The sequence below is a fragment of the Shewanella sediminis HAW-EB3 genome, assembly GCF_000018025.1.
Taxonomy (GTDB): domain Bacteria; phylum Pseudomonadota; class Gammaproteobacteria; order Enterobacterales; family Shewanellaceae; genus Shewanella; species Shewanella sediminis.
The window spans coordinates 1,725,018-1,745,300 of sequence record NC_009831.1; the positions used below are offsets into that span (position 1 = coordinate 1,725,018).

The 20,283-nt window shown below is 48.0% G+C and carries 16 protein-coding genes; 8 read left to right on the plus strand and 8 right to left on the minus strand.

Annotated features, from left to right (window positions below; translation table 11 throughout):
- Window position 1 precedes the first annotated feature (1 nt).
- The 5 genes from SSED_RS07535 to SSED_RS07555 all read right to left on the minus strand — a co-directional run bounded on the left by SSED_RS07535 (window position 2) and on the right by SSED_RS07555 (window position 6,351).
- Window positions 2–2,077 (minus strand): acetyl-CoA carboxylase biotin carboxylase subunit, encoded by a 2,076-nt coding sequence (locus SSED_RS07535; RefSeq protein WP_012141802.1) that lies wholly within the window; start codon window positions 2,075–2,077, stop codon window positions 2–4.
- Between the two features lies 1 nt (window position 2,078).
- Window positions 2,079–2,903: an enoyl-CoA hydratase-related protein gene (locus SSED_RS07540; RefSeq protein WP_041422035.1), complete on the minus strand. Its 825-nt coding sequence runs from the start codon at window positions 2,901–2,903 to the stop codon at window positions 2,079–2,081.
- A gap of 143 nt (window positions 2,904–3,046) precedes the next feature.
- Entirely contained in the window at window positions 3,047–4,654 is a 1,608-nt protein-coding gene (locus SSED_RS07545; protein ID WP_012141804.1) for a carboxyl transferase domain-containing protein, read from the minus strand.
- A 68-nt stretch (window positions 4,655–4,722) separates the two neighbouring features.
- On the minus strand, window positions 4,723–5,892 hold the full coding sequence (locus tag SSED_RS07550; protein WP_012141805.1) for an isovaleryl-CoA dehydrogenase: 1,170 nt from the start codon (window positions 5,890–5,892) through the stop codon (window positions 4,723–4,725).
- A 60-nt stretch (window positions 5,893–5,952) separates the two neighbouring features.
- Window positions 5,953–6,351 carry a MerR family transcriptional regulator gene (locus SSED_RS07555; RefSeq protein ID WP_012141806.1) on the minus strand — a complete coding sequence of 133 codons (399 nt, stop codon included), beginning with the start codon at window positions 6,349–6,351 and terminating at the stop codon, window positions 5,953–5,955.
- 538 nt (window positions 6,352–6,889) lie between these two features.
- Here SSED_RS07555 and SSED_RS07560 point away from each other — a divergent pair.
- Together SSED_RS07560 and gnd are read left to right on the plus strand one after the other, a co-directional pair.
- A complete protein-coding gene (locus SSED_RS07560; RefSeq protein ID WP_012141807.1) occupies window positions 6,890–8,806 on the plus strand; it encodes a propionyl-CoA synthetase in 1,917 nt (638 codons plus the stop codon).
- Between the two features lie 576 nt (window positions 8,807–9,382).
- Window positions 9,383–10,936, plus strand: coding sequence for an NADP-dependent phosphogluconate dehydrogenase (gene gnd / locus SSED_RS07570; protein ID WP_012141808.1), 1,554 nt, complete (start codon window positions 9,383–9,385; stop codon window positions 10,934–10,936).
- 63 nt (window positions 10,937–10,999) lie between these two features.
- On the opposite strand, the gene SSED_RS07575 is transcribed toward gnd, so the two are convergent.
- Window positions 11,000–12,412, minus strand: a complete 1,413-nt coding sequence (locus tag SSED_RS07575) for an HD-GYP domain-containing protein (protein ID WP_012141809.1) — start codon at window positions 12,410–12,412, stop codon at window positions 11,000–11,002.
- Between the two features lie 133 nt (window positions 12,413–12,545).
- Between SSED_RS07575 and SSED_RS07580 the strand changes: the two genes are divergently transcribed.
- A complete protein-coding gene (locus tag SSED_RS07580) occupies window positions 12,546–13,493 on the plus strand; it encodes a hypothetical protein (RefSeq protein ID WP_223295955.1) in 948 nt (315 codons plus the stop codon).
- Window positions 13,494–13,586: 93 nt separating this feature from the next.
- On the opposite strand, the gene SSED_RS07585 is transcribed toward SSED_RS07580, so the two are convergent.
- Window positions 13,587–14,459 (minus strand): 1,4-dihydroxy-2-naphthoate polyprenyltransferase, encoded by an 873-nt coding sequence (locus tag SSED_RS07585; protein WP_012141811.1) that lies wholly within the window; start codon window positions 14,457–14,459, stop codon window positions 13,587–13,589.
- 421 nt (window positions 14,460–14,880) lie between these two features.
- Here SSED_RS07585 and SSED_RS07590 point away from each other — a divergent pair, with 421 nt between their 5' ends.
- From SSED_RS07590 to ompW, 5 genes are all read left to right on the plus strand, one after another.
- On the plus strand, window positions 14,881–15,804 hold the full coding sequence (locus SSED_RS07590; protein ID WP_012141812.1) for an SDR family NAD(P)-dependent oxidoreductase: 924 nt from the start codon (window positions 14,881–14,883) through the stop codon (window positions 15,802–15,804).
- 87 nt (window positions 15,805–15,891) lie between these two features.
- A complete protein-coding gene (gene tesB / locus SSED_RS07595) occupies window positions 15,892–16,758 on the plus strand; it encodes an acyl-CoA thioesterase II (protein ID WP_012141813.1) in 867 nt (288 codons plus the stop codon).
- A 130-nt stretch (window positions 16,759–16,888) separates the two neighbouring features.
- The gene (locus tag SSED_RS07600; RefSeq protein WP_012141814.1) at window positions 16,889–17,278 is read left to right on the plus strand and encodes a YbaY family lipoprotein; all 390 of its coding nucleotides are present in this window, start codon (window positions 16,889–16,891) and stop codon (window positions 17,276–17,278) included.
- 109 nt (window positions 17,279–17,387) lie between these two features.
- Window positions 17,388–17,981, plus strand: a complete 594-nt coding sequence (locus tag SSED_RS07605; RefSeq protein ID WP_012141815.1) for a nucleotidyltransferase family protein — start codon at window positions 17,388–17,390, stop codon at window positions 17,979–17,981.
- Between the two features lie 334 nt (window positions 17,982–18,315).
- Window positions 18,316–18,963 (plus strand): outer membrane protein OmpW, encoded by a 648-nt coding sequence (gene ompW / locus SSED_RS07610; protein WP_012141816.1) that lies wholly within the window; start codon window positions 18,316–18,318, stop codon window positions 18,961–18,963.
- A 90-nt stretch (window positions 18,964–19,053) separates the two neighbouring features.
- On the opposite strand, the gene SSED_RS07615 is transcribed toward ompW, so the two are convergent.
- Window positions 19,054–19,821: an SDR family NAD(P)-dependent oxidoreductase gene (locus tag SSED_RS07615; protein ID WP_012141817.1), complete on the minus strand. Its 768-nt coding sequence runs from the start codon at window positions 19,819–19,821 to the stop codon at window positions 19,054–19,056.
- Between the last annotated feature and the right edge of the window lie 462 nt (window positions 19,822–20,283).

Consider the following 20,283-nt stretch of genomic DNA (forward strand, 5'->3'; position numbering starts at 1 on the left):
CTCAAGCCTCACTTTTTTCAGTTGGTGCTTCATTGGCTGTTACTTCGACCAATAGGCTACCGTCGCTGACCAGTTCTCCCGGCTCGAAGAAGAAAGCTGAGACTACACCATCGAAGGGAGACTCGATGGTGTACTCCATCTTCATCGCCTCCATCACCATCAGACCTTGCCCTGCGCTCACGACGTCACCTTTCTCTACTAAGTGGGTGACGATAGTGCCGTTCATCGGCGCCTTTAGTTTATCTTCCAGACACTCCTGCTCTTCATCTATTTCTGTTTGAATCGCACGGAAGTGATAACTGGTCGAGTTGATAAACAGGGTGAAGTCATCGCCTGTCTGGCTGACTGGAACCTTGACTTTGTGACCACTGGTTTTGTGTGTGTCGCTACAATTGGCGTGGGCATGGTTTGAGATCTCAGCGTGCAGCATCTCACCCTTTAACTCGCCCTTTAGCACTAAATGGCTGCCATTAAGCTCAAGTTGATAGAGGGACTGTTCACCCACTAAGGTTTCAGTGAGCTCAAGGTGCTGAATGTCATGGTTATCATCGAGAAGAGCCACATTATGCAGGCTTGCGCTATTTAGCCTGAACCCGCTTACGGCTCCCCAGGGAGAGTAAGGGTCCTGACTGTTGATGGCGCACGCTTTGGCCTCGGCCTTGCGGGCGCAAAGTTGATAAAGTGCTGCCAAGGCCAACGCCGTATGTTCATCACTCGATGCCATGCCGATAAGGGATTCACCGTAACGGTCGATAAAGTCGGTACTGAAATTGGCATCGCTGAAGGCTTTGTGTTCGGCGATATTGGCCAGGAACTCTATGTTGTGCTTCAGGCCGCTGATCTGGTATGACTCCAGTGAATGCACTAAACGCTGTAGTGCCCGAGGGCGTGATTCATCCCAAACGATAAGCTTGGAGATCATAGGGTCGTAAAAGTTACTTATTACATCATTTTCACGAATGCCCGAGTCGATGCGCACATGCTTGCTCTGCTCCGGCTCGCGCAGGAAGTTCAGTTTACCGCTGGCCGGCAGAAAATCGTTATGGGGATCTTCGGCGTAGATACGTACCTCAAAGGAGTGGCCATGAATGCGCACCTCCTCTTGAGTGAGCGGTAGTTCACTGCCACTGGCGACCATGAGTTGCCATTTTACCAGGTCTTGTCCTGTGACCATCTCAGTGACCGGATGCTCTACCTGAAGGCGGGTGTTCATCTCCATGAAGTAGAAGCTGCCATCGGTATCGAGCAGGAATTCGACGGTTCCGGCGCCTCGATAGTCGATAGCCTTGGCCGCAGCGACGGCGGCTTCGCCCATCTTGACTCTGAGTTCATCACTCAGGCCCGGCGCTGGCGCCTCCTCTACCACTTTTTGATGGCGGCGTTGTATCGAGCAGTCACGATCTGAGAGATAGATGCAGTTGCCTTGGGTATCGGCGAACACCTGCACCTCGACATGACGGGGTTGACGCAGATAACGCTCCATCAGGAGCTTGTCGTTACCGAAAGAGGAGATAGCCTCCCGGCGCGCAGATTGAATAGCCTCGAGTACTTCATCGCTACTTTCGACGATACGCATGCCTTTACCGCCGCCGCCGAAGGCTGCCTTGATAAGCAGAGGAAAGCCCATCTTATCGGCTTCATCGACGAGCAGTTGATCCTCTTGTGCGTCACCGTGATAACCCGGGACCAGAGGAACATTGGCCGCGCCCATGATCTCTTTCGCCGCACTCTTGCTGCCCATTGAGTCAATCGCATCGGCCGTGGGGCCCACGAAACTGATCCCCGATTGTTCACATAGCCTGGCGAAGTCCGCATTTTCAGAGAGAAAGCCATAGCCGGGATGGATAGCCTGGGCACCGGACTTCTTGGCGATATCAATGATAGCCGAGGCTTTAAGGTAGGAGTCTGCCGGTGCGCTGCCACCGAGATAAAATGATTCATCGGCCATGGCGACATGGCGAGCGTCGATATCGGCATCACTGTAGAGGGCTACTGTCCGCACTCCCATTGCTTTGGCTGTTTTGATAATACGACAGGCGATCTCGCCTCGGTTGGCGATTAGCAGTTTAGTAAACATATTATTTAGCTCCTTGCGTATTATCGGTGCTGCTGTTCCATTTTGGGCTGCGTTTTTCGAAGAAGGCATTGAGTCCCTCCTGACCTTCATCCGATACCCGGATCTTTGCGATACGTTCGCTGGTGTGATCTAAGGTCTGTTGATCTATCACCCCATCTTCAAGTGTTGAGAGCAGGGTCTTCACCCACGCCATACCTTGTGGACTATTGCTGATCAGCTGATTAATTATCGGCTCTGCGGCCCGTTCAAGATCGTCGTTAATCTCGTGGATCACCTGCAGTTCCTGCGCCTTGACTGAGTCGAACCGCTCGGCGGTCAGCATGTAACGTCTCGCGGCGCGTTGCCCCATGGCACGGGTGACATAGGGGCTTATCACAGCGGGAATTAGCCCCAGTTTGACTTCACTCAGGCAGAAGCTGGCTCTTTGGTTGGCGATGGCGATATCACAACAACAGATGAGTCCTAACGCACCACCGAAGGCGGCACCTTGCACTAAGGCTAGTGTAGGTTTAGGAAACTTATCGAGCTGTGACATGAGTTTAGCCAACTCATTAGCATCATTCAGATTCTGCTTGAAATCCATTTTTGCCTGTTTACGCATCCAATTAAGATCCGCGCCCGCGCTGAAGTTCTTGCCGTTAGCTTTCAGTATTAAGACTTGGCAGGCTGCACTCTTGGCAAAGTATTCTAAGGCGCTTATCATCTCGCCTATCATGACTTCATCGAAGGCGTTATGTTTGTCGGCGCGGTCGAGGACCATCTCACCGACACCATTGCTGAGGGTGCAGTTGACATAATTAAGCGTACTGGAAAATTCGGTTGTCATGGCTGAGCTGTCCATTGTTCTTCTAACCTGTTTATCTTAAATCTAGCTATCTGAAATTTCGCGGCAACTACTAAAGCGCGGCGAATTTCACTCTCGGTACTTCATTCTGAGCATCAGCTGGCAGCGGACTGCCAGCTTCGTGATCACATACGGAATACACCAAACTTAGTCTCTTCAACAGGCGCATTCAGCGCCGCAGAGAGGGCTAAACCGACGACATCTCGGGTCTGCGCCGGGTCGATGATACCGTCATCCCAAAGGCGTGCACTGGCGTGATAAGGATGGCCCTCCTTGTCATATTGTTTGACGATTGGCTCGCGGAACTCTTGCTCCTCCTCGGCCGACCACTCCACCCCTTTGCGAGCTAAGCCATCTCTGCGAACGGTGGCTAGTACCCCGGCGGCTTGTTCGCCACCCATCACAGATATCCTGGCGTTGGGCCACATCCACATCATGGTGGGTTCGAATGCTCGTCCGCACATGCCATAGTTACCCGCACCATAACTGCCGCCTATGATGACGGTGAATTTGGGGACATTGGCGCAGGACACAGCGGTGACCATCTTGGCACCATGTTTAGCGATGCCCTCATGTTCATACTTCTTGCCCACCATGAAGCCGGTGATGTTTTGCAGGAAAAGCAGAGGGATCTTTCGCTGGCAGCACAACTCGATGAAGTGAGCACCTTTTTGAGCCGATTCGGAGAAGAGGATGCCATTGTTGGCGACGATGCCGACAGGGTATCCATGTATGCGGGCAAAGCCACAGACTAAGGTGTTGCCGTAGTTAGCCTTAAACTCATCGAAATCAGAATCATCGACGACACGCGCGATCACCTCTCTGACATCATAGGGTTTCTTCAGATCGGTACCGACAATGCCGTACAGCTCATTGATATCGAACTTCGGCGGTTTGACCGGGCTTAATTGTGCCAGGATCTCTTTTTGATGATTGAGCCTAGTCACGGCTTTGCGGGCAAGTTCGAGGGCATGCTCGTCACTGTGCGCCATATGATCGGCAACACCGGAAATTTTTGTGTGGACTTCGGCGCCGCCCAGCTCTTCGGCGGTGACCTCTTCGCCGGTTGCAGCCTTAACCAGTGGTGGACCGGCCAGGAAGATGGTCCCTTGCTCTTTAACGATTATTGACTCATCGGCCATGGCGGGAACATAGGCGCCACCTGCGGTGCAAAGCCCCATGACGACGGCTATCTGCGGGATCCCTTTGGCTGACATCTGTGCCTGGTTGTAGAAGATGCGGCCGAAATGATCGCGGTCCGGAAATACCTCATCCTGGCGGGGCAGGTTAGCGCCGCCTGAGTCAACGAGGTAGATACAGGGGAGGTGACAACGACTCGCGATCTCTTGTGCTCGCAGGTGCTTCTTCACCGTAACAGGATAGTAAGTGCCCCCTTTGACTGTGGCATCGTTTGCGATGACCATGCACTCTACACCGCTCACGCGTCCGATACCGGCAATGATACCTGCCGATGGCACCACATCTTCATAGAGCTCAAATGCAGCAAACTGTGACAGTTCAAGGAAGGGAGAGCCAGGATCTAACAGCTTTTCGACTCGCTGGCGAGGGAGAAGTTTACCCCGTGAGAGATGACGTTCGCGGGCAACGCTTCCGCCGCCCAGTTCAATCTCATTAATCTTTAATTTAAGATCTTGAACAAGGGCCGCCATATCTTCATGTTTGGCCTTAAATTCATCGCTACGGGAATTAATTCGACTGCTAAGTTGAGTCACTGTTTCAATCCTTTTTAAGCTGAAATCTGGCGCCTAGGGCTGTTTAACAGCCCACAGGCGAGATAGTCCTATTTAGACTCGTTGAAGAGTTCACGGCCTATCAACATGCGACGAATTTCCGATGTGCCGGCACCAATCTCATAGAGTTTGGCGTCGCGCAGCAATCGGCCTGTCGCGTATTCGTTGACGTAACCGTTTCCGCCCAGAAGTTGAATGGCGTCGAGTGCCATCTTAGTGGCGAGCTCGGCCGAATATAAAATAGCGCCGGCGGCGTCTTTACGTGTTGTCTCACCGCGATCGCAGGATTTTGCCACGTTGTAGATATAAGATTTTGCGGCGTTCATGCCTGTGTACATATCGGCTAGCTTGCCCTGGACCAGTTGAAATTGACCAATGGACTTACCGAACTGCTCACGCTCGTGAATATAGGGAATAACGATATCCATACATGCGGTCATGATGCCTAATGGGCCGCCGGATAGCACTACGCGCTCGTAGTCCAGACCACTCATTAATACCTTAACGCCGTTGTTGAGTCCGCCAAGGATATTCTCTTCGGGGACCTCACAATCTTCGAAGACGAGTTCGCAGGTGTTAGAGCCGCGCATGCCAAGCTTGTCCAGCTTCTGTGCCGTGCTGAAGCCTTTGCTGTCCCGTTCGACGATAAAAGCGGTAATACCATGAGCGCCTTTATCGAGATCCGTTTTTGCGTAGATAACATAGGTATGAGCATCGGGGCCGTTAGTGATCCACATCTTGTTGCCATTAAGGATATAGCGATCACCCTCCTTGCGGGCGTGCAGCTTCATCGAAACCACATCTGAACCTGCATTGGGTTCGCTCATCGCCAGGGCGCCAATGTGCTCACCTGTTATTAACTTTGGCAGGTACTTGGCTTTCTGAGCCGCATTACCGTTGCGATTGATCTGGTTGACGCAAAGGTTAGAGTGGGCCCCATAACTCAAACCGATAGAGGCAGATGCTCGTGAGATCTCCTCCATGGCAACGACGTGGGCGAGGTAGCCCATATCGGCACCACCATACTCCTCAGAAACGGTGACACCGAGTAGCCCCATATCACCCAGAACCGGCCAAAGCTCGTTAGGAAAGGCGTTATCGAGATCGGTCTTAGCGGCTAATGGTGCGATTTCATTGGCGGCAAACTGCTGTACTGCATCACGCAGCATATCGACGTCTTCGCCAAGGCCAAAATTGAGAGATGAGTAGAGTTGAGTCATTGCTTGTGTCCTATCAAGTTTTTAAGGTAATTACGTATTTATTATTTTTATCGTAATCAGTTAGCTTTGCTGTTTCTCTAACGCCGCACGACACTGCTGTTCGGCGGAGTTAAGCTCCATCAATACCACCTTGATGTCATCCATCTGCTGTTGCAGCGAAGACTTCTTGTCTTCGACGAGATCTAACATGGTATGTAGCTGTGAACTGCTGTTCTTATCAGCATCGTAAAGTTCAAACAGACGACGGGTTTCGGCCAGTGAAAATCCCAGACGTTTGCCTCGCAGGATCAATTTTAGGCGGACCCTGTCCTTTAAGCCGTAAATACGTGTTTGTCCGCGACGCTTAGGTTTTAGTAACCCCTGATCTTCATAGAAGCGAATACTACGAGTCGTAATATCAAACTCTTTAGAGAGGTCGCTAATGGAGTAAGTGGTTTGTGGACTTAGATTCTCGCTCATGAATAACACCATAAAATTTAGCTTTCTTGAACGATATATGAAGTTTACGTAAAGGTAAAGCTAGGGACGGTGGTTTCTGAGTCTATAAGTGTCATCTGTTCTGAACATAACAAGGACGCAGCCCTTTGTTGTTTGGTGGTTAGCTGTTAATTTTTAACTGTTTTTCGTTGGCTTGGTTATTCGTTTCAACAGTCCGGTTAGACTTTGGTTTAGGTGCCCTCCCTCCTAGGTCTGTGACGCACGCGACTCACCTATTCTTAAGGTTAATGAGATTGAGCGCTTAGTGTATCTCCGATATCTATTAATAAGTTTGTAGGGTTAAGTTTTTGTTTTAATTCAATGGGGAGAGCTACCCCTTATCCCAAGGTCTAATGGGAATGGCTGGTGGGGTTTGCATAATGGAATGATCAACCTCTATTAGTATCGACTCATAGAGGAAGTATCGAAGGAAGGGAAAGCTGACAGTGGAACGCCTTTAGGGAAGGTTATTAGCTTGGCCTTTAGCCAGCCGGCATCACTGTTATTGTGGGAGAGCAAAATGAAGACACTGAATTGCGAGTTACACCATCAGATACATAGCGAGTCATTGACAGAGCCTGACAGATTTTGGGCCAATGCGGCACAAGAGTTAGACTGGGACCGGAACTGGGACAAGGTGCTGGATGACAGTAAGGCCCCTATCTATTCATGGTTTGCGGGAGCAGAGCTTAATACTTGTTACAACGCTGTCGACAGGCACGTGGAAAATGGCCGGGGAGAGCAAGTTGCCATTCAATATGTCAGTCCGGTGACAGAGTCTGAATACGGTATTACCTATAATGAACTGCTGGCTCAGGTTAGCAGACTGGCCGGATATATGGACTCGGTCGGCGTGAAGAAAGGCGACCGCGTTATCATCTATATGCCCATGGTCCCTGAAACGGCCTATGCCATGTTAGCCTGCGCTCGTATTGGTGCGATTCACTCAGTGGTTTTTGGCGGCTTTGCAGCCAGTGAGCTGGCGACCAGAATCGATGACGCTAAGCCCAAATTGATCCTGTCTGCCTCGTGTGGCATCGAGCCTTCCGGCGTCGTGCCTTATAAGCCTCTTCTAGATGATGCGATAGGGCAATCTAAGCATCAGGTGGATACCTGTATCATCTTAAACCGTAGTCAATACACGGCAGATCTGGTAACGGGGCGCGATGTGGACTGGCAAAGCGCGGTTGCAAGTGCACCAAATATTGCCTGCCAAACCGTTGCTGCAACCGATCCTCTCTATGTGTTGTATACCTCAGGTACGACAGGTCAACCTAAAGGCGTTGTGCGTGACAATGGTGGCCACGCCGTTGCACTTTCATGGTCAATGAAGCATATCTACGATATCGCTGCCGGTGATGTTTTTTGGGCGGCGTCCGATGTTGGCTGGGTGGTGGGTCATTCCTATATTGTCTATGGTCCGCTTCTGGTCGGCGCCACAACCGTCCTGTTTGAGGGCAAACCGATCGGAACACCGGATCCCGGCATTTTCTGGCGGATAATAGAGAAGTATCAGGTTAAGAGTTTCTTCACCGCACCAACCGCGATACGCGCCATTAAGCGAGACGACCCTGATGGAGATTTTCTTAAGGATGTCGATCTCAGCTGTCTCAAAACACTTTTCCTGGCGGGAGAGCGCTGCGATCCCGATACCCTTCATTGGTCTGAGGAGAGACTCAATAAGCCGGTGATCGATCACTGGTGGCAGACCGAAACCGGCTGGCCGGTTGCGGCTAACTTGATGGGGACGGCACCCGTTGAGGTTAAGGCGGGATCGCCGGCCTTGCCCGTGCCGGGTTATCAGGTTGAGGTGGTAGACGAGATGGGGGACGTTGTCGAGCCGGGCGCTTCGGGGAATGTGGTGATTAAATTACCTCTACCGCCGGGGACGTTAACTACGCTATGGAATAATGAGCAGCGTTATCTGGACAGTTATCTCTCTATGTATCCAGGTTACTACCTGACCGGGGATGCCGGTTACATGGATGAGGATGGTTACCTGTATATCATGAGTCGTATCGATGACATCATCAATGTCGCCGGTCATCGTCTCTCTACCGGGCGATTCGAAGAGGTGCTCTGCCAACATGAGGCCGTGGCCGAAGTGGCGGTGATTGGCGTCGACGACAAACTCAAGGGGCAACTGCCTTTGGGCTTGGTTGTTCTCAAGAAAGGGGTGACCTTGTCCGATGAGGAGTTATATCGCGAGCTGATCGCTCTGGTTCGGGAACATATAGGCCCTGTCGCATCATTTCGTCTGGTCAGTGCGGTTCAGAAATTGCCAAAGACCCGCTCCGGCAAGATTTTACGGGGAACGATGAGAAAGATAGCCGATAATCAGGAGTATAAGATGCCGGCAACCATAGAAGATCCGCAAACCTTAGAGTTGGTGCGCAATGCACTCACGCGTATGGGTTATGCGGACGCCCATGTGTAGCCGTTAGTCAGGGCAAACTATGACCTTTGTTCTGACGAATGACGACCATTAAGTATCAACTTCACCTCATAACGTATGCAGGATCTTAATCCTGCATACGTAATCATTAAACCAACACCGCCTTTCTATTGTTAAATTTTGGTAACTCACTTACCAAAGTCTGTATAATCCCGGCCAAAATAACACCTATCATCTCTGCTCCTATGATGAGCGCTCTGTTATACCGATTGGTATTAGAGATGGCTGGTATCGCGTGACACATTTTGATTGAGCCGATTACGGCCAAATCCAATGTACTGTTCGATATCCTTGGTTATACCAATCAGTATAAGAAAGAGATCTACTCAGCGTGTTTTAGCGCATCCGATGCTGTGTTAACGAGCTTGAACGTAGAACAACTATGTTCTTCACTCGTTGCGAACAACATGGATGTTGTGAATGCCCTTTATGCAGGAGCAATAAAGGGCCTTGCCTCTGAAGCGCTAAATTCTCGCTGAGCGATCACATCTTTATACTGATTGGTATTAGTGATAGATAGGAATAAAATAATCTCTGTTACCTACGGAATATAACTTAATGCAAAACCACTCCAAACTATACGATGTTGGCGTTATCGGGCTGGGCGTAATGGGCAAAAATCTTTCCTTGAATATCGCCGATAACCGCTATCGTGTCGCTGCTTTCGATCTCGATACCGATAAGATTGAAGGGCTTGTTCAGCAAGAGAGGACTGAACGAGATCGTAGCCAGCAAATTGATTTTGAGCTAAGAGTAAACGGCTGTAGTAATCTTTCTGAAATGTTATCTATTCTCGAAAAACCCCGTGTTTTGATACTCTCTGTGCCTGCCGGGAGCCCTGTCGATGGGGTATGTAATGCGCTTATAGAGGCTGGTATCGACCATGATGATATCGTCATCGATACCGGTAATAGCCTATGGACGGATACGGTAGAGCGTGAGGCTCGTTATGCCAGCCAGTTCACCTTTTTCAGCTGTGCAGTCTCAGGCGGAGAGATGGGAGCTCGTTTCGGTCCCTCCTTGATGCCGAGTGGCGATATCAAGGCCTGGGGCAGAATAAAACCTATCTGGGAGGCTATTGCGGCTAAAGTCGACCCTGAAACGGGTTTACCCATTGAGCGCCAAGAGCCCGGTAACCCTGTGACAGAGGGAGAGCCGTGCACGACCTATATTGGTCCGGTTGGCTCGGGCCATTATGTCAAGATGGTACATAACGGCATCGAATATGCGGACATGCAACTCATCTGCGAGGCTTATCAACTACTCAGTGATGGTTTTGGTATGTCGGCCAGCGAGGTTGGCTCTCTGTTTGAGCGCTGGAGTCAGGGGAGTCTGAATAGCTACCTGATGGAGATCAGCGCCGAAGTGTTAAAGCAAGCCGATCCTATCTCAGGTAAACCACTGGTTGAGATGATTCTGGACAGAGCGGGTCAGAAGGGGACTGGCCTTTGGACGGCGGTGAGCAGTTTACAGATAGGCTGTCCGGCGCCAACGATTGCCGAGGCGGTTTATGCCCGCGCCGTGAGTACTCAAAAAGAGCAAAGACAGATACTGAGTCAGTTACTTAGTGGGCCGGATGCAAATAAGCCAACAGATGAAGAGCGTGAGGCCTTTATCGCTCAGCTTGAGAATGCCCTCTACTGCGCCAAGATAGCCTGCTATGCTCAAGGCTTTCAGTTAATGGCGATGACGGCTAAAGAGAGGCGTTGGGATTTAGATTTCGCCGAAATTGCAAAAATTTGGCGTGCCGGATGTATTATTCGCGCCACCTTCCTGCAGTCCATTACCCTGGCATATCAAACGGCGGCATCGAACGGAACAGAGCTTGAGAACCTACTGATGGCCGAGAGCTTCAGCCGTGCCTTATCATCGAAGCAGCTAGATTGGCGCAAGACGGTTTCAACCTCCGTACTCAGAGGGATTCCAGTACCTTGTATAAGCTCTGCCCTGGCATATTACGACAGTTATCGGTGTGACATTTTGCCCGCAAATCTGCTTCAGGGACAAAGGGATTACTTCGGCGCGCACACCTTTGAGCGAACCGATGCACCTGCTGGTGAAAAGTACCACCTTAACTGGAGTGATACAGCAAGAGAGATAAACAGGGTTTAATAGAGCGTGACTGTTTATCTGTTTTGAAATATTGACGGCTTCCTGACAGGAAGCCGTTTAATTTTATTCATAGTTTTCCCAGGCATCGATCAGATCTTGTTGGAGCTGCTCAACCATCTTTGTTATCTGGCTACTATCCTGTTCCGGTGAAGTTATCTCATCTGAAACTAATCCCGGTAAAAGCCTGCTTGCCCTTTTTATCATCCATAATAGCTCATACTGCATTGCATCAATCTCCTGAAGCTCGAGGTGTGCACCTTCGAAGTCCTCCTCGGTGAGTCTTTGTAGCCATTGTATTATCTCCGGACTACTCAATCCGGAACGATTAAATGTTCTAAAGATATGATTGCTGGAGTTAATAAATGACCTGCAGTGTTTACCATGGGCACTGGAGCTCAGCTTCTCATTGAACAGGATTAAACCCTGATATAACTTATTGAGCTTTATTCTCTGCTCAATGAGTCGTTTCGGAAGGATAGGGAAGTCTTCTCTGTTAATCAGGTCGGTTACACCCAGATCTGAGCGATAGATGATATTGTGTATCGCCTGATAAGATTCAAACATGAATGTATTTGAATTTATCTGCAGGTAGGGCACTATGTCGGCCATATTTCTACCCAGGCGGGAGAACTGACGTGTGCGGATATGGAAAAGAATGTCCGCTAAGCCGATAATCTGACCACAGTATGATAGCTTGTTCTTGAGTAACTCGTTAGGGTAACCCGTTCCATCACAACGTTCATGATGTTCCATTATTCCTCTGAACACCTCTTCATCACACGCATTGACCTCTCCGACAATCGCTTTACTGATAATCATGTGGCGTTCTACAGCGTGCCATTCATCATCACTATAGCTACCCTCCTTATTCACTATTTCAGGGTCTATGTGCAGCAGACCAAGATCATGAAACAGACCGGTATTGAAGACATTTTGTACCTGATTAGGAGATAGCTCCATTTCGATTGCGATCATGCTACCGAGCCAGCTACTGAATAAGGTTTGTTCAAAAACATTCGGGAGCTGTTCTCTTAAGATGGTGAGCTTCTGGAGTAATATTCTCGGAACTTGTTGGACGGTACACAGGTGCTTGAGGGTTACGTCAAAATTATTGGTTGTATGTATCTGTGTCAGATCCGGATATTTCGATAGAAACTCATCGAATTGGCTTAACAATGATTCGTTGGTCAGACAACCTTTAATGCCTATCGAGCTGTCCAGGTTTTTTTGCATCTTGTGGCCGATGAGGAAATCTAACACTCTTCGCTCTATATTGGCATTTTTCGGAACGAGCAACACGCCAAACTCGTTGTATATGCCTTCGACAGCGACAACGGGCATTTTTTTATTAACTGCGGCAAGATGCTCCATGTAACAGTCGGGTTTACATGGATCATAGCTATTGTCTGAATGCGGCATGTTTATCAAGGTGGCTAACCCGTCAGCTGGTTCATTATTATTTAATAAATAAAGCATAGTCCAATTTTTAAGCCGTGTTGTGGTTGTTAAGTATTGAGGTAATTGTTTGGGCTAAAGTGTGTTTTTTGATACGGTTCAAGGCGATAGGTGTTAGTATCTATCCGGTCTGTATTTAACAAATGGAATTCAGTTGTATCTGAAGATTACTGTTTTACTCACTTGTATATTTGTCGCTTCAGTGTCAGCCGAAGAGGCTGAACCGACGCCCCCTGCCGAGCCTACAGATGATCCCTGTTTCACAGAGTCCTCTGAAGACGCTGCGCTGGATCAGGCCTTCGATTATCTCAATACCAAATTCTGCCAACCGGCGATATGGTTCGATAGCTTCTTTAAGGATGACCGCACCGAAGATGATGCCAGGGCCGGCACCATCATACGTTGGTACAATGACTTTTCTTACTACGAGAAAGAGGGCTTTAAATACAGGGCCAATTTAAATGCGCGCTTAAACCTTCCCGGGGTAAATGAAAGGTTGAAGTTTATTTTTGATTCGACGGGTGAAGATGATCCATTTTCCTTCTTAAAGGGACCTGACGATAAGAGTGAACGAGATATCGGCTTACGCTATGACTGGTATGCTAAAGGGCGGGTCAGTTTTAATATCAAAGCCAATTTAAAGCCAAAACTGGAGGCTCGTTGGCGGTACACCTATCCGATTTCAGAGAGTACGACTACGCGGCTGACTCAAAAGATTTATCAGGAAAAAAGGGTCACGGGTGAGTCCACGGAGTTTGATATCGAGCACGCTTTTAATCAAGAGTATCTGCTGCGTTGGACGGCGGCTGCCAGCTTCGAGAATGACCTCGATATCTGGGAGCTGGGCACGAGTCTCAATCTGTATCAATATATCAGTAATACACAGGCGATTAATTATCGCGCCAGTATTTATGGTGTCGACGAGCCTTACCATTATATCAGTAATGCCAATATCGGCCTGACCTATAGGCAAAACTTTGCCCGTGAATGGCTTTTCTTCCAGATCACTCCGGAATATAACTGGAGTAAAGAGGTCGATAGCGAACGCCTCAATCAAGCCATCATCACTTTTACCATAGAGATCCTGTTTCAGAACATCTAGTTTTGTGAGATAAACACCATGGAGTATTTATCCCATGGTGTTTGAAACCGCCAGCTTAACGAGTCTTAAACCATCAGCTTGATGACTTTAAGATCACACGAATACCAATCCGATACTGAACAGTCCGCTGAATATCATGGTGAGTTTGGCCGTGTTGCCGAGGAGCGGGTTTAAGGCTTCACCGGAAGTATGACTAAACTCACTGTTTAGTTTTCGGGCAAGAATGAGTGATACTCCCGCCAGTAAGACGGGTAACCCTGGCAAGAAACCGAGAATAAAACCACCTATGATAAGGGCAAAAGGCAGGAATACCAGTGCTTGGTAGAGCAGTCTGGCTTGTCCCTCTCCGATATGTGCGGCCAGTGTATGTTTACCCGCCTTGATATCGGTTTGCATATCGCGGGTATTGTTGACCAGCATAATAGCCGCATTCAGAAAGCCTATGGCGCTGCCTAAAATCCAGGCTGCCGTACTGGTGTCACCCGCTTGCAGGTAATAACTTCCGACAACAGCAACCAGACCGAAAAAGATAAAAGCGGCGACTTCTCCCAACCCATGTGAGGCCAGAGGGTAGGGGCCTCCACTGTAACCGAGCGCACCTAATATGGATGCCGCCGCCAGAAAGGCGATCGGCCAACCACCGTGGTAGATAAGGTACGAGCCAACTAAAAGAGCCAGTGCGAGACTGATGAATATGGCATTCCTGACTTTATTCGGGGGGAGCAGTCCACCTTGGGTGACTCTCACCGGGCCTATTCGTTCCTCAGTGTCTATCCCACTTTTAAAGTCGAAGTAGTCGTTTGCCAGATTCACGGCTATCTGCAATAAGATGGCACAAAGCATCGAAGTACAGGCTATAAGCCAGGTGAACTGTTCTGATTGAAGGGCTAGAATATTTCCCACCAAGAGCGGGCCAATTGCCGCCGGCAGTGTACGAGGCCTAATGGCCAAAATCCAAGGGTTCATTTTTTTAATCGTTTTTATAAAGGGAGTGAACAGCAGTTCTGATGAAGTCTACTGAATGTTAGTCAGCACATGATAACAAGTTTATCAGGTTCAATGAAGTGACCCACTTTGATGTGTGTCTATTTGAAGATAAATTATTCATTTTTTAACTATCTTAATTTCAATTTTTGACTATCATAAATTCAATTTTTAACAATCTTAAACTGTATGCAATTCTGTTATCTGGCTCAAAGAAAATAGCCTGTAGATATGCTTTTATAGCTGTCTGAAGGGAATATTTATTGATGGGAGGAGAGATAAATACCCCTTTTAAGAACATATGTATGCTCTGGCGCTTTATTAAATGACGTTGTATTGGTAATTGAACTGTCTGTGAGCATGTATCGAATCATTTGAGGCTATTCATTGAGGAAAAGTATCGATGCGTTTTGATAATAAAGTTGCTGTTATTACCGGGGCCGGAACCGGATTGGGGCGTGCTTATGCGATAGCGCTGGCAGAGCGTGGAGCCAACGTGGTTTTGATAGATTCGGGTTATGCGGAAAGTGAACCTAATTTAGCTGTGATGAACTACTCCGGACTCGAACGCTGTCACAAGGCGGTTGAGGAGTTAGGTGCCAACGCCTTGATGTTCAGGCTGGATGTCAGTGATGTCGATGGTATCAAACAAGCAGTCCAAGAGGTGGTCAACCTATGGGGACGCATCGATATTCTGGTGAATAATGCCGGGGTTCACACACCTTGTGCGTTTGAAAATCTCACAGTCGATATGTGGCAAACTCAATTAAATGTCGATCTCAGTGGCAGTTTTTATATGACTCAGGCCATCTGGCCTCTGATGAAACGTCAGGGGTATGGCCGGATTATGATGAGCTGCGCCGCAAGTGGCTTATATGGAGATATGCACGAGACCTCTTTCAGTGCCAGTAAAATGGGCCTGATTGGTCTGGTAAATAGTCTTTATCTTGAAGGTGTAGAGCATAATATTAAGGTCAACAGTCTTACTCCTCATGCGTTAACCGGTATGACTGAGGAGCGTTTAGCAGCATCTGTTAAGCCGCTATTTTCAAAGTCTTCTATTACCGCCAGCATGCTGTTTCTATGCAGCACCGATGCACCGACTGGTCAGCATCTGCTCACGGCAGCCGGCAGTGTTAGTCACGGTCAGTTTACCGAGTTTAAACCCACCTATTTTGAAGCCGATACCTGCAAACCTGAAACCTTGCTTAGCAGCTGGGAACAGATCCATCATGCGCTTCCGGTTAATTTACATAAAAGTGGCGAGGATCAGGTGTTGGCCTGGGCGCGGCGTGGTGCAGCGGAAAGGCACATAGTCATCGAATGAGTTTTCGACTCTCCCTATCTAAAGCTCTGGCATAAAAACTGGTATTTGAGTTAAGCTGTTGGGCTGTTTAGTTGGGAATAAATTGCGATGAGTCAGGTATTAAACGATCTATTATCTTTGCTCTCACTGGAGCAAATTGAAGTTGGCTTATTTCGCGGACAGAGCCAGGATCTTGGATTTGGTCACGTGTTTGGTGGTCAGGTTATGGGACAGGCGTTGAGTGCGGCTAAACAGACCGTTCCTCCTACGCGCAAAGTTCACTCTTTTCACTCGTACTTTCTTCGCGCCGGAGATGAGAAGCTTCCTATTATTTATGATGTTGAAATCATGCGTGATGGAGGGAGTTTCAGTGCCAGAAGTGTTAAGGCTATTCAGAAAGGCCGTCCGATTTTTAATATGACCTGCTCATTTCAAGAACATGAAGAGGGGTTTGAACATCAGGCGCAGATGCCGGATGTACCGGGCCCCGATGGTCTGTTAAACCAGCAAGAGCTTGCCATGACCATGGGGGACAAGGTACCGACCAAAATGTTAGAAAAGTTTATGGCTGACGCGCCCATCGAGATGCGTTTGGTCAACCCGGAAAATCCTTTTTATCCCCGTGCCAGAGAGCCTAAACGTAACATTTGGATCCGCGCAAATGGCAAGGTGCCCAGCGACCACTCGGTTAATGAATACCTGCTGGCATATGCATCTGATTTTAATTTTCTTGTGACTGCCGCACAGCCTCATGGTGTCTCATTTTTAACGCCAGGTATGCGTATGGCTACCATAGATCATGCGATGTGGTTTCACCGACCATTGGACTTGAATGACTGGCTATTGTACAGCAATGAAAGTCCCCACGCCGGAGGTGGCAGAGGCTTCGTGAAAGGCCAGTTTTTTAATCAGGCCGGTGAGCTGGTGGCCTCAGCAACACAGGAAGGCTTGATTAGGTTATCACAGGGCAAATAGGCCTGGTGAACTAGCTTGTTGAATCAGCTTGTTGAATCAGCTTGTTGAATTAGTTGGTAAATGAAGGGGATGATCCGATAAAATACGTCGTGAGTCCGAGTCTAAGAAAGTCAGTAGGAAGATATTTGTAATGATGAAAAGAGCCCTTGTATTAATTTGTATGATGATGCTTTCTGCCTGTGTCACTGTAACTGAAGATAAACCGATAATCGTCAATGGCGCCGCAGGTTATCTGGAGAAGATTGCCTTGCCTAATGGAAGTTCAATCACCATTGCTATTATCGATATGGATACACCCGGTGCTATTATCGCTCAGAAGAGCTTTGATATCGCTCGCGCACCGGTGCCATTTAAATTTATTCTGCCGTCTGATACGGTGAGTTCCAGCATCAACTACGGGGTTGTCTCCATGATTCAATATCAAGGGGGCGTGATCTTTCAAACCTACGATCGTTTCCCTGTGATAAATAATGGAATATACACGACGGAAGTTGTGATGAAGGCGGTGCCGATTAAGTAGTGAAAGATTTTCATAGATTTAATACTATTGATATTTAAAGGAGCTTAGGCTCCTTTTTTGTTGGGCTTAATTGAAAATAAAGCTGATTTAAAAGAGCGGAGAGCTGAAGTTGAATGACTATGAACAGCAATTAAGACAGTGGATAAACGAATCTCCCCGACATATTCGTGCATTACTGGCAGCGAATGAACTGGCGTTGCCACAATGGATGTTGGCGGCGGGTTTTGTACGAAACCTGGCCTGGGATAGGTTGCATGGCTTATCTGTCAGCCCCTTTACAGATATTGACGTGATCTACTTCGACCCGACGGATCTGTCCAGAGAGGCTGAAAGACGTTATGAGGCCAAATTGAGAGATTTAGTTCCTGAGTATCCCTGGTCAGTTAAAAACCAAGCCAGGATGCACCTTAAAAACGGTGATAAGTCTTACTCCTCTACGCTCGATGCCATGGGGTATTGGCCCGAAAAAGAGACGGCTATCGCGGTATCTATAGTCGCAGATGGTAAAACGGCAGCAGAGGGAGCGTTAACACTGCAATGCGGCACTATAGTATTCAGTTCGGCGTTTGGATTCGAATCACTATTTCAACTTAAGCTCACTCCTAACCCTAAACGCCCCCTCACACTGTTTAACCATAGAGTACGCACCAAGGGGTGGCTGGACACATATCCTCGTTTACAAATCCTAGCTCGTATGTCTTAGCTTTAAAATCAGTATCGACTGATCCCACTCTTCCTCCTGCCAGTTTTTCGGTTGCAGACTGTTGCTGGATTGTTGCGTTTTCAATTGTTTACCTTGATGTTTTATTACTTGGTGAATCTTGTTGTTTCGGATGTTTGTCTCAAAAACAAAGCCGTATTTATCATGCTTCTTTTGTTTTTTGTGAGCTTGGTCATGTATTTCTATCTATAACTGGGTAGGCGGTGCGTTAATTGATCTGGATCAATAAGGTCGTGGTGGGCGTCTGGCAGGATGCACGCGAATGTAAGGTACTTGATAATAATAAAGAATTTTCCTGTTGTATTAATGGAGTAGTATGATGAACAAAACTATTGTGTCTGGATTAATCGCGGCCGCCCTACTATCTACCGGTTTCGCCTCTTCTGTTTCTGCCCACCAAGCGGGTGATATAATCATTCGTGCCGGTGTTGCTGTTGTTGCACCTAATGAGTCGAGTCAAGATGTCGCGGGAAATGGTGAGTTTGGCGTCGATGATAACACTCAGCTGGGTTTGAACTTCGGCTATATGTTGACTGACAATATCGGTATCGAGCTTTTAGCGGCTTCTCCGTTTACTCATGATATCTCACTTGATGGTATAGGAAAGATTGCCGAGACTAAGCAACTGCCACCGACCTTAGTCGCTCAATACTACTTCGGTTCTGCCGATTCTAAGCTTCGTCCATATATCGGTGCCGGTGTTAACTTCACTAACTTTTTCGACAACGAGTTTACTAACGATCTCGATGGTGCCTTAACAGATCTCAGTGTGGGTAACTCTTGGGGCGTTGCTGCACAAGTGGGTCTGGATTACCAAATCAACAAAAGCTGGTTGGTGAATGCTTCTGTTTGGTACGCAAAGATTAGCACTGATGTTGATTTCAAACTGTCAGGTGATGCCGTGACGATTGAAACAGATGTAGACCCATGGGTTTACATGGTAAGTGTGGGTTACACCTTCTAAGTGATATTGCTATCTCACCAGAGATAAGACACTAGAAAGTAAAAAAGGAGCCTCAGGCTCCTTTTTGTTTTAATCTTTCGAACCTCGAACCTATTTTTTCCCTTCGGCTTTGGCCGCGAGGCGTTCGGCCTTTGTACGCCAGTGTCGGGTGTTGTAGACAAACTCGGGCAATAACTTAGTCAGCCAGGCGACTAAACGCCACCGTTTAGTCACATAGACTTTTCGTTTCGCTCCCTGCATAGCCTTAATTATCTGCCTTGCAACTTCATCCGGCGGAGAGAGCCATAAACGGCTTTGCTGCATTGCGGCTTTGTCGAGCAGGCCCAGCTGAATATCAGTGATTGTGATAGGTAACTTTAACCGCTGAGCATGCATGCTCAAACCTTCCAGATAATTAGTCGCAAAGGCTTTTGACGCATGATAAGCCACACTTGGACCACCACGCAGGCCGGCAATCGAGTTTACAGCGGCAAGTTGGCCGTAACCTTGCTCTCTGAATAAGCGAAAAGCAGTATTGCAGACGGCCGCAAATCCTTGCACATTAACTGTGATGATATCTTGCTCAGGTCCCCAGGGAAGCTGTGGATCATAGCTGTTCAGACCGGTATTAACTAAGACGAGGTGAGCCCCGCCTAATTGTTGCCACACCTCTTCAAGAGTTGAGATAATGGCTTGAGTCTCTACAATTTGTAATGGAAACAGATGAACTTGGGTTGGAAGACTGTCTGCAAACTCTTGAAGTGAATCAGGATCTTGCGCTAGTAACGCAAGTTCGACACCTTGATCGGCGAGTTGTTTTGCGATTTCTCGGCTCAGGAGTGAGCTAGCACCTACAATTATGGCGGTTGCTTGTGTCATTAGGCTATTCGGCTTGAAATTGGTAGCTTATGATAGGGAGATATGGGGTTCAGGACAAGAGTTATAGTTTATACCAATCGGTATAAAAGTGTGATCGCTCAGCGAGAATTTAGCGCTTCTGAGGCAAGGCAACGAGTGAAGAGCATAGTTATTCTACGTTTAAGCGCGTTAACACAGCATCGGATGCGCTAAAACTCGCCTTTCTGGAGTATTTTTGGCTTCCTACTTCTGCGTTGAATGACTTCAGAAGGGATCACCATTCCCTCATCCATTCGCCTTGAATTAGTTTGCCAAAAAAACTCTGAGTAGATCACTTTCTTATACTGATTGGTATTATAGCTGTCCCGTCTTGAGATAAATTGGGGACCATAGCTAAATTACAAAAGTGACACTTGAAGAGATCAAAAGTGAAGAAATTAAAAGTAACGATTTTTGATATGGACATGTAGACATCCAGAAGTC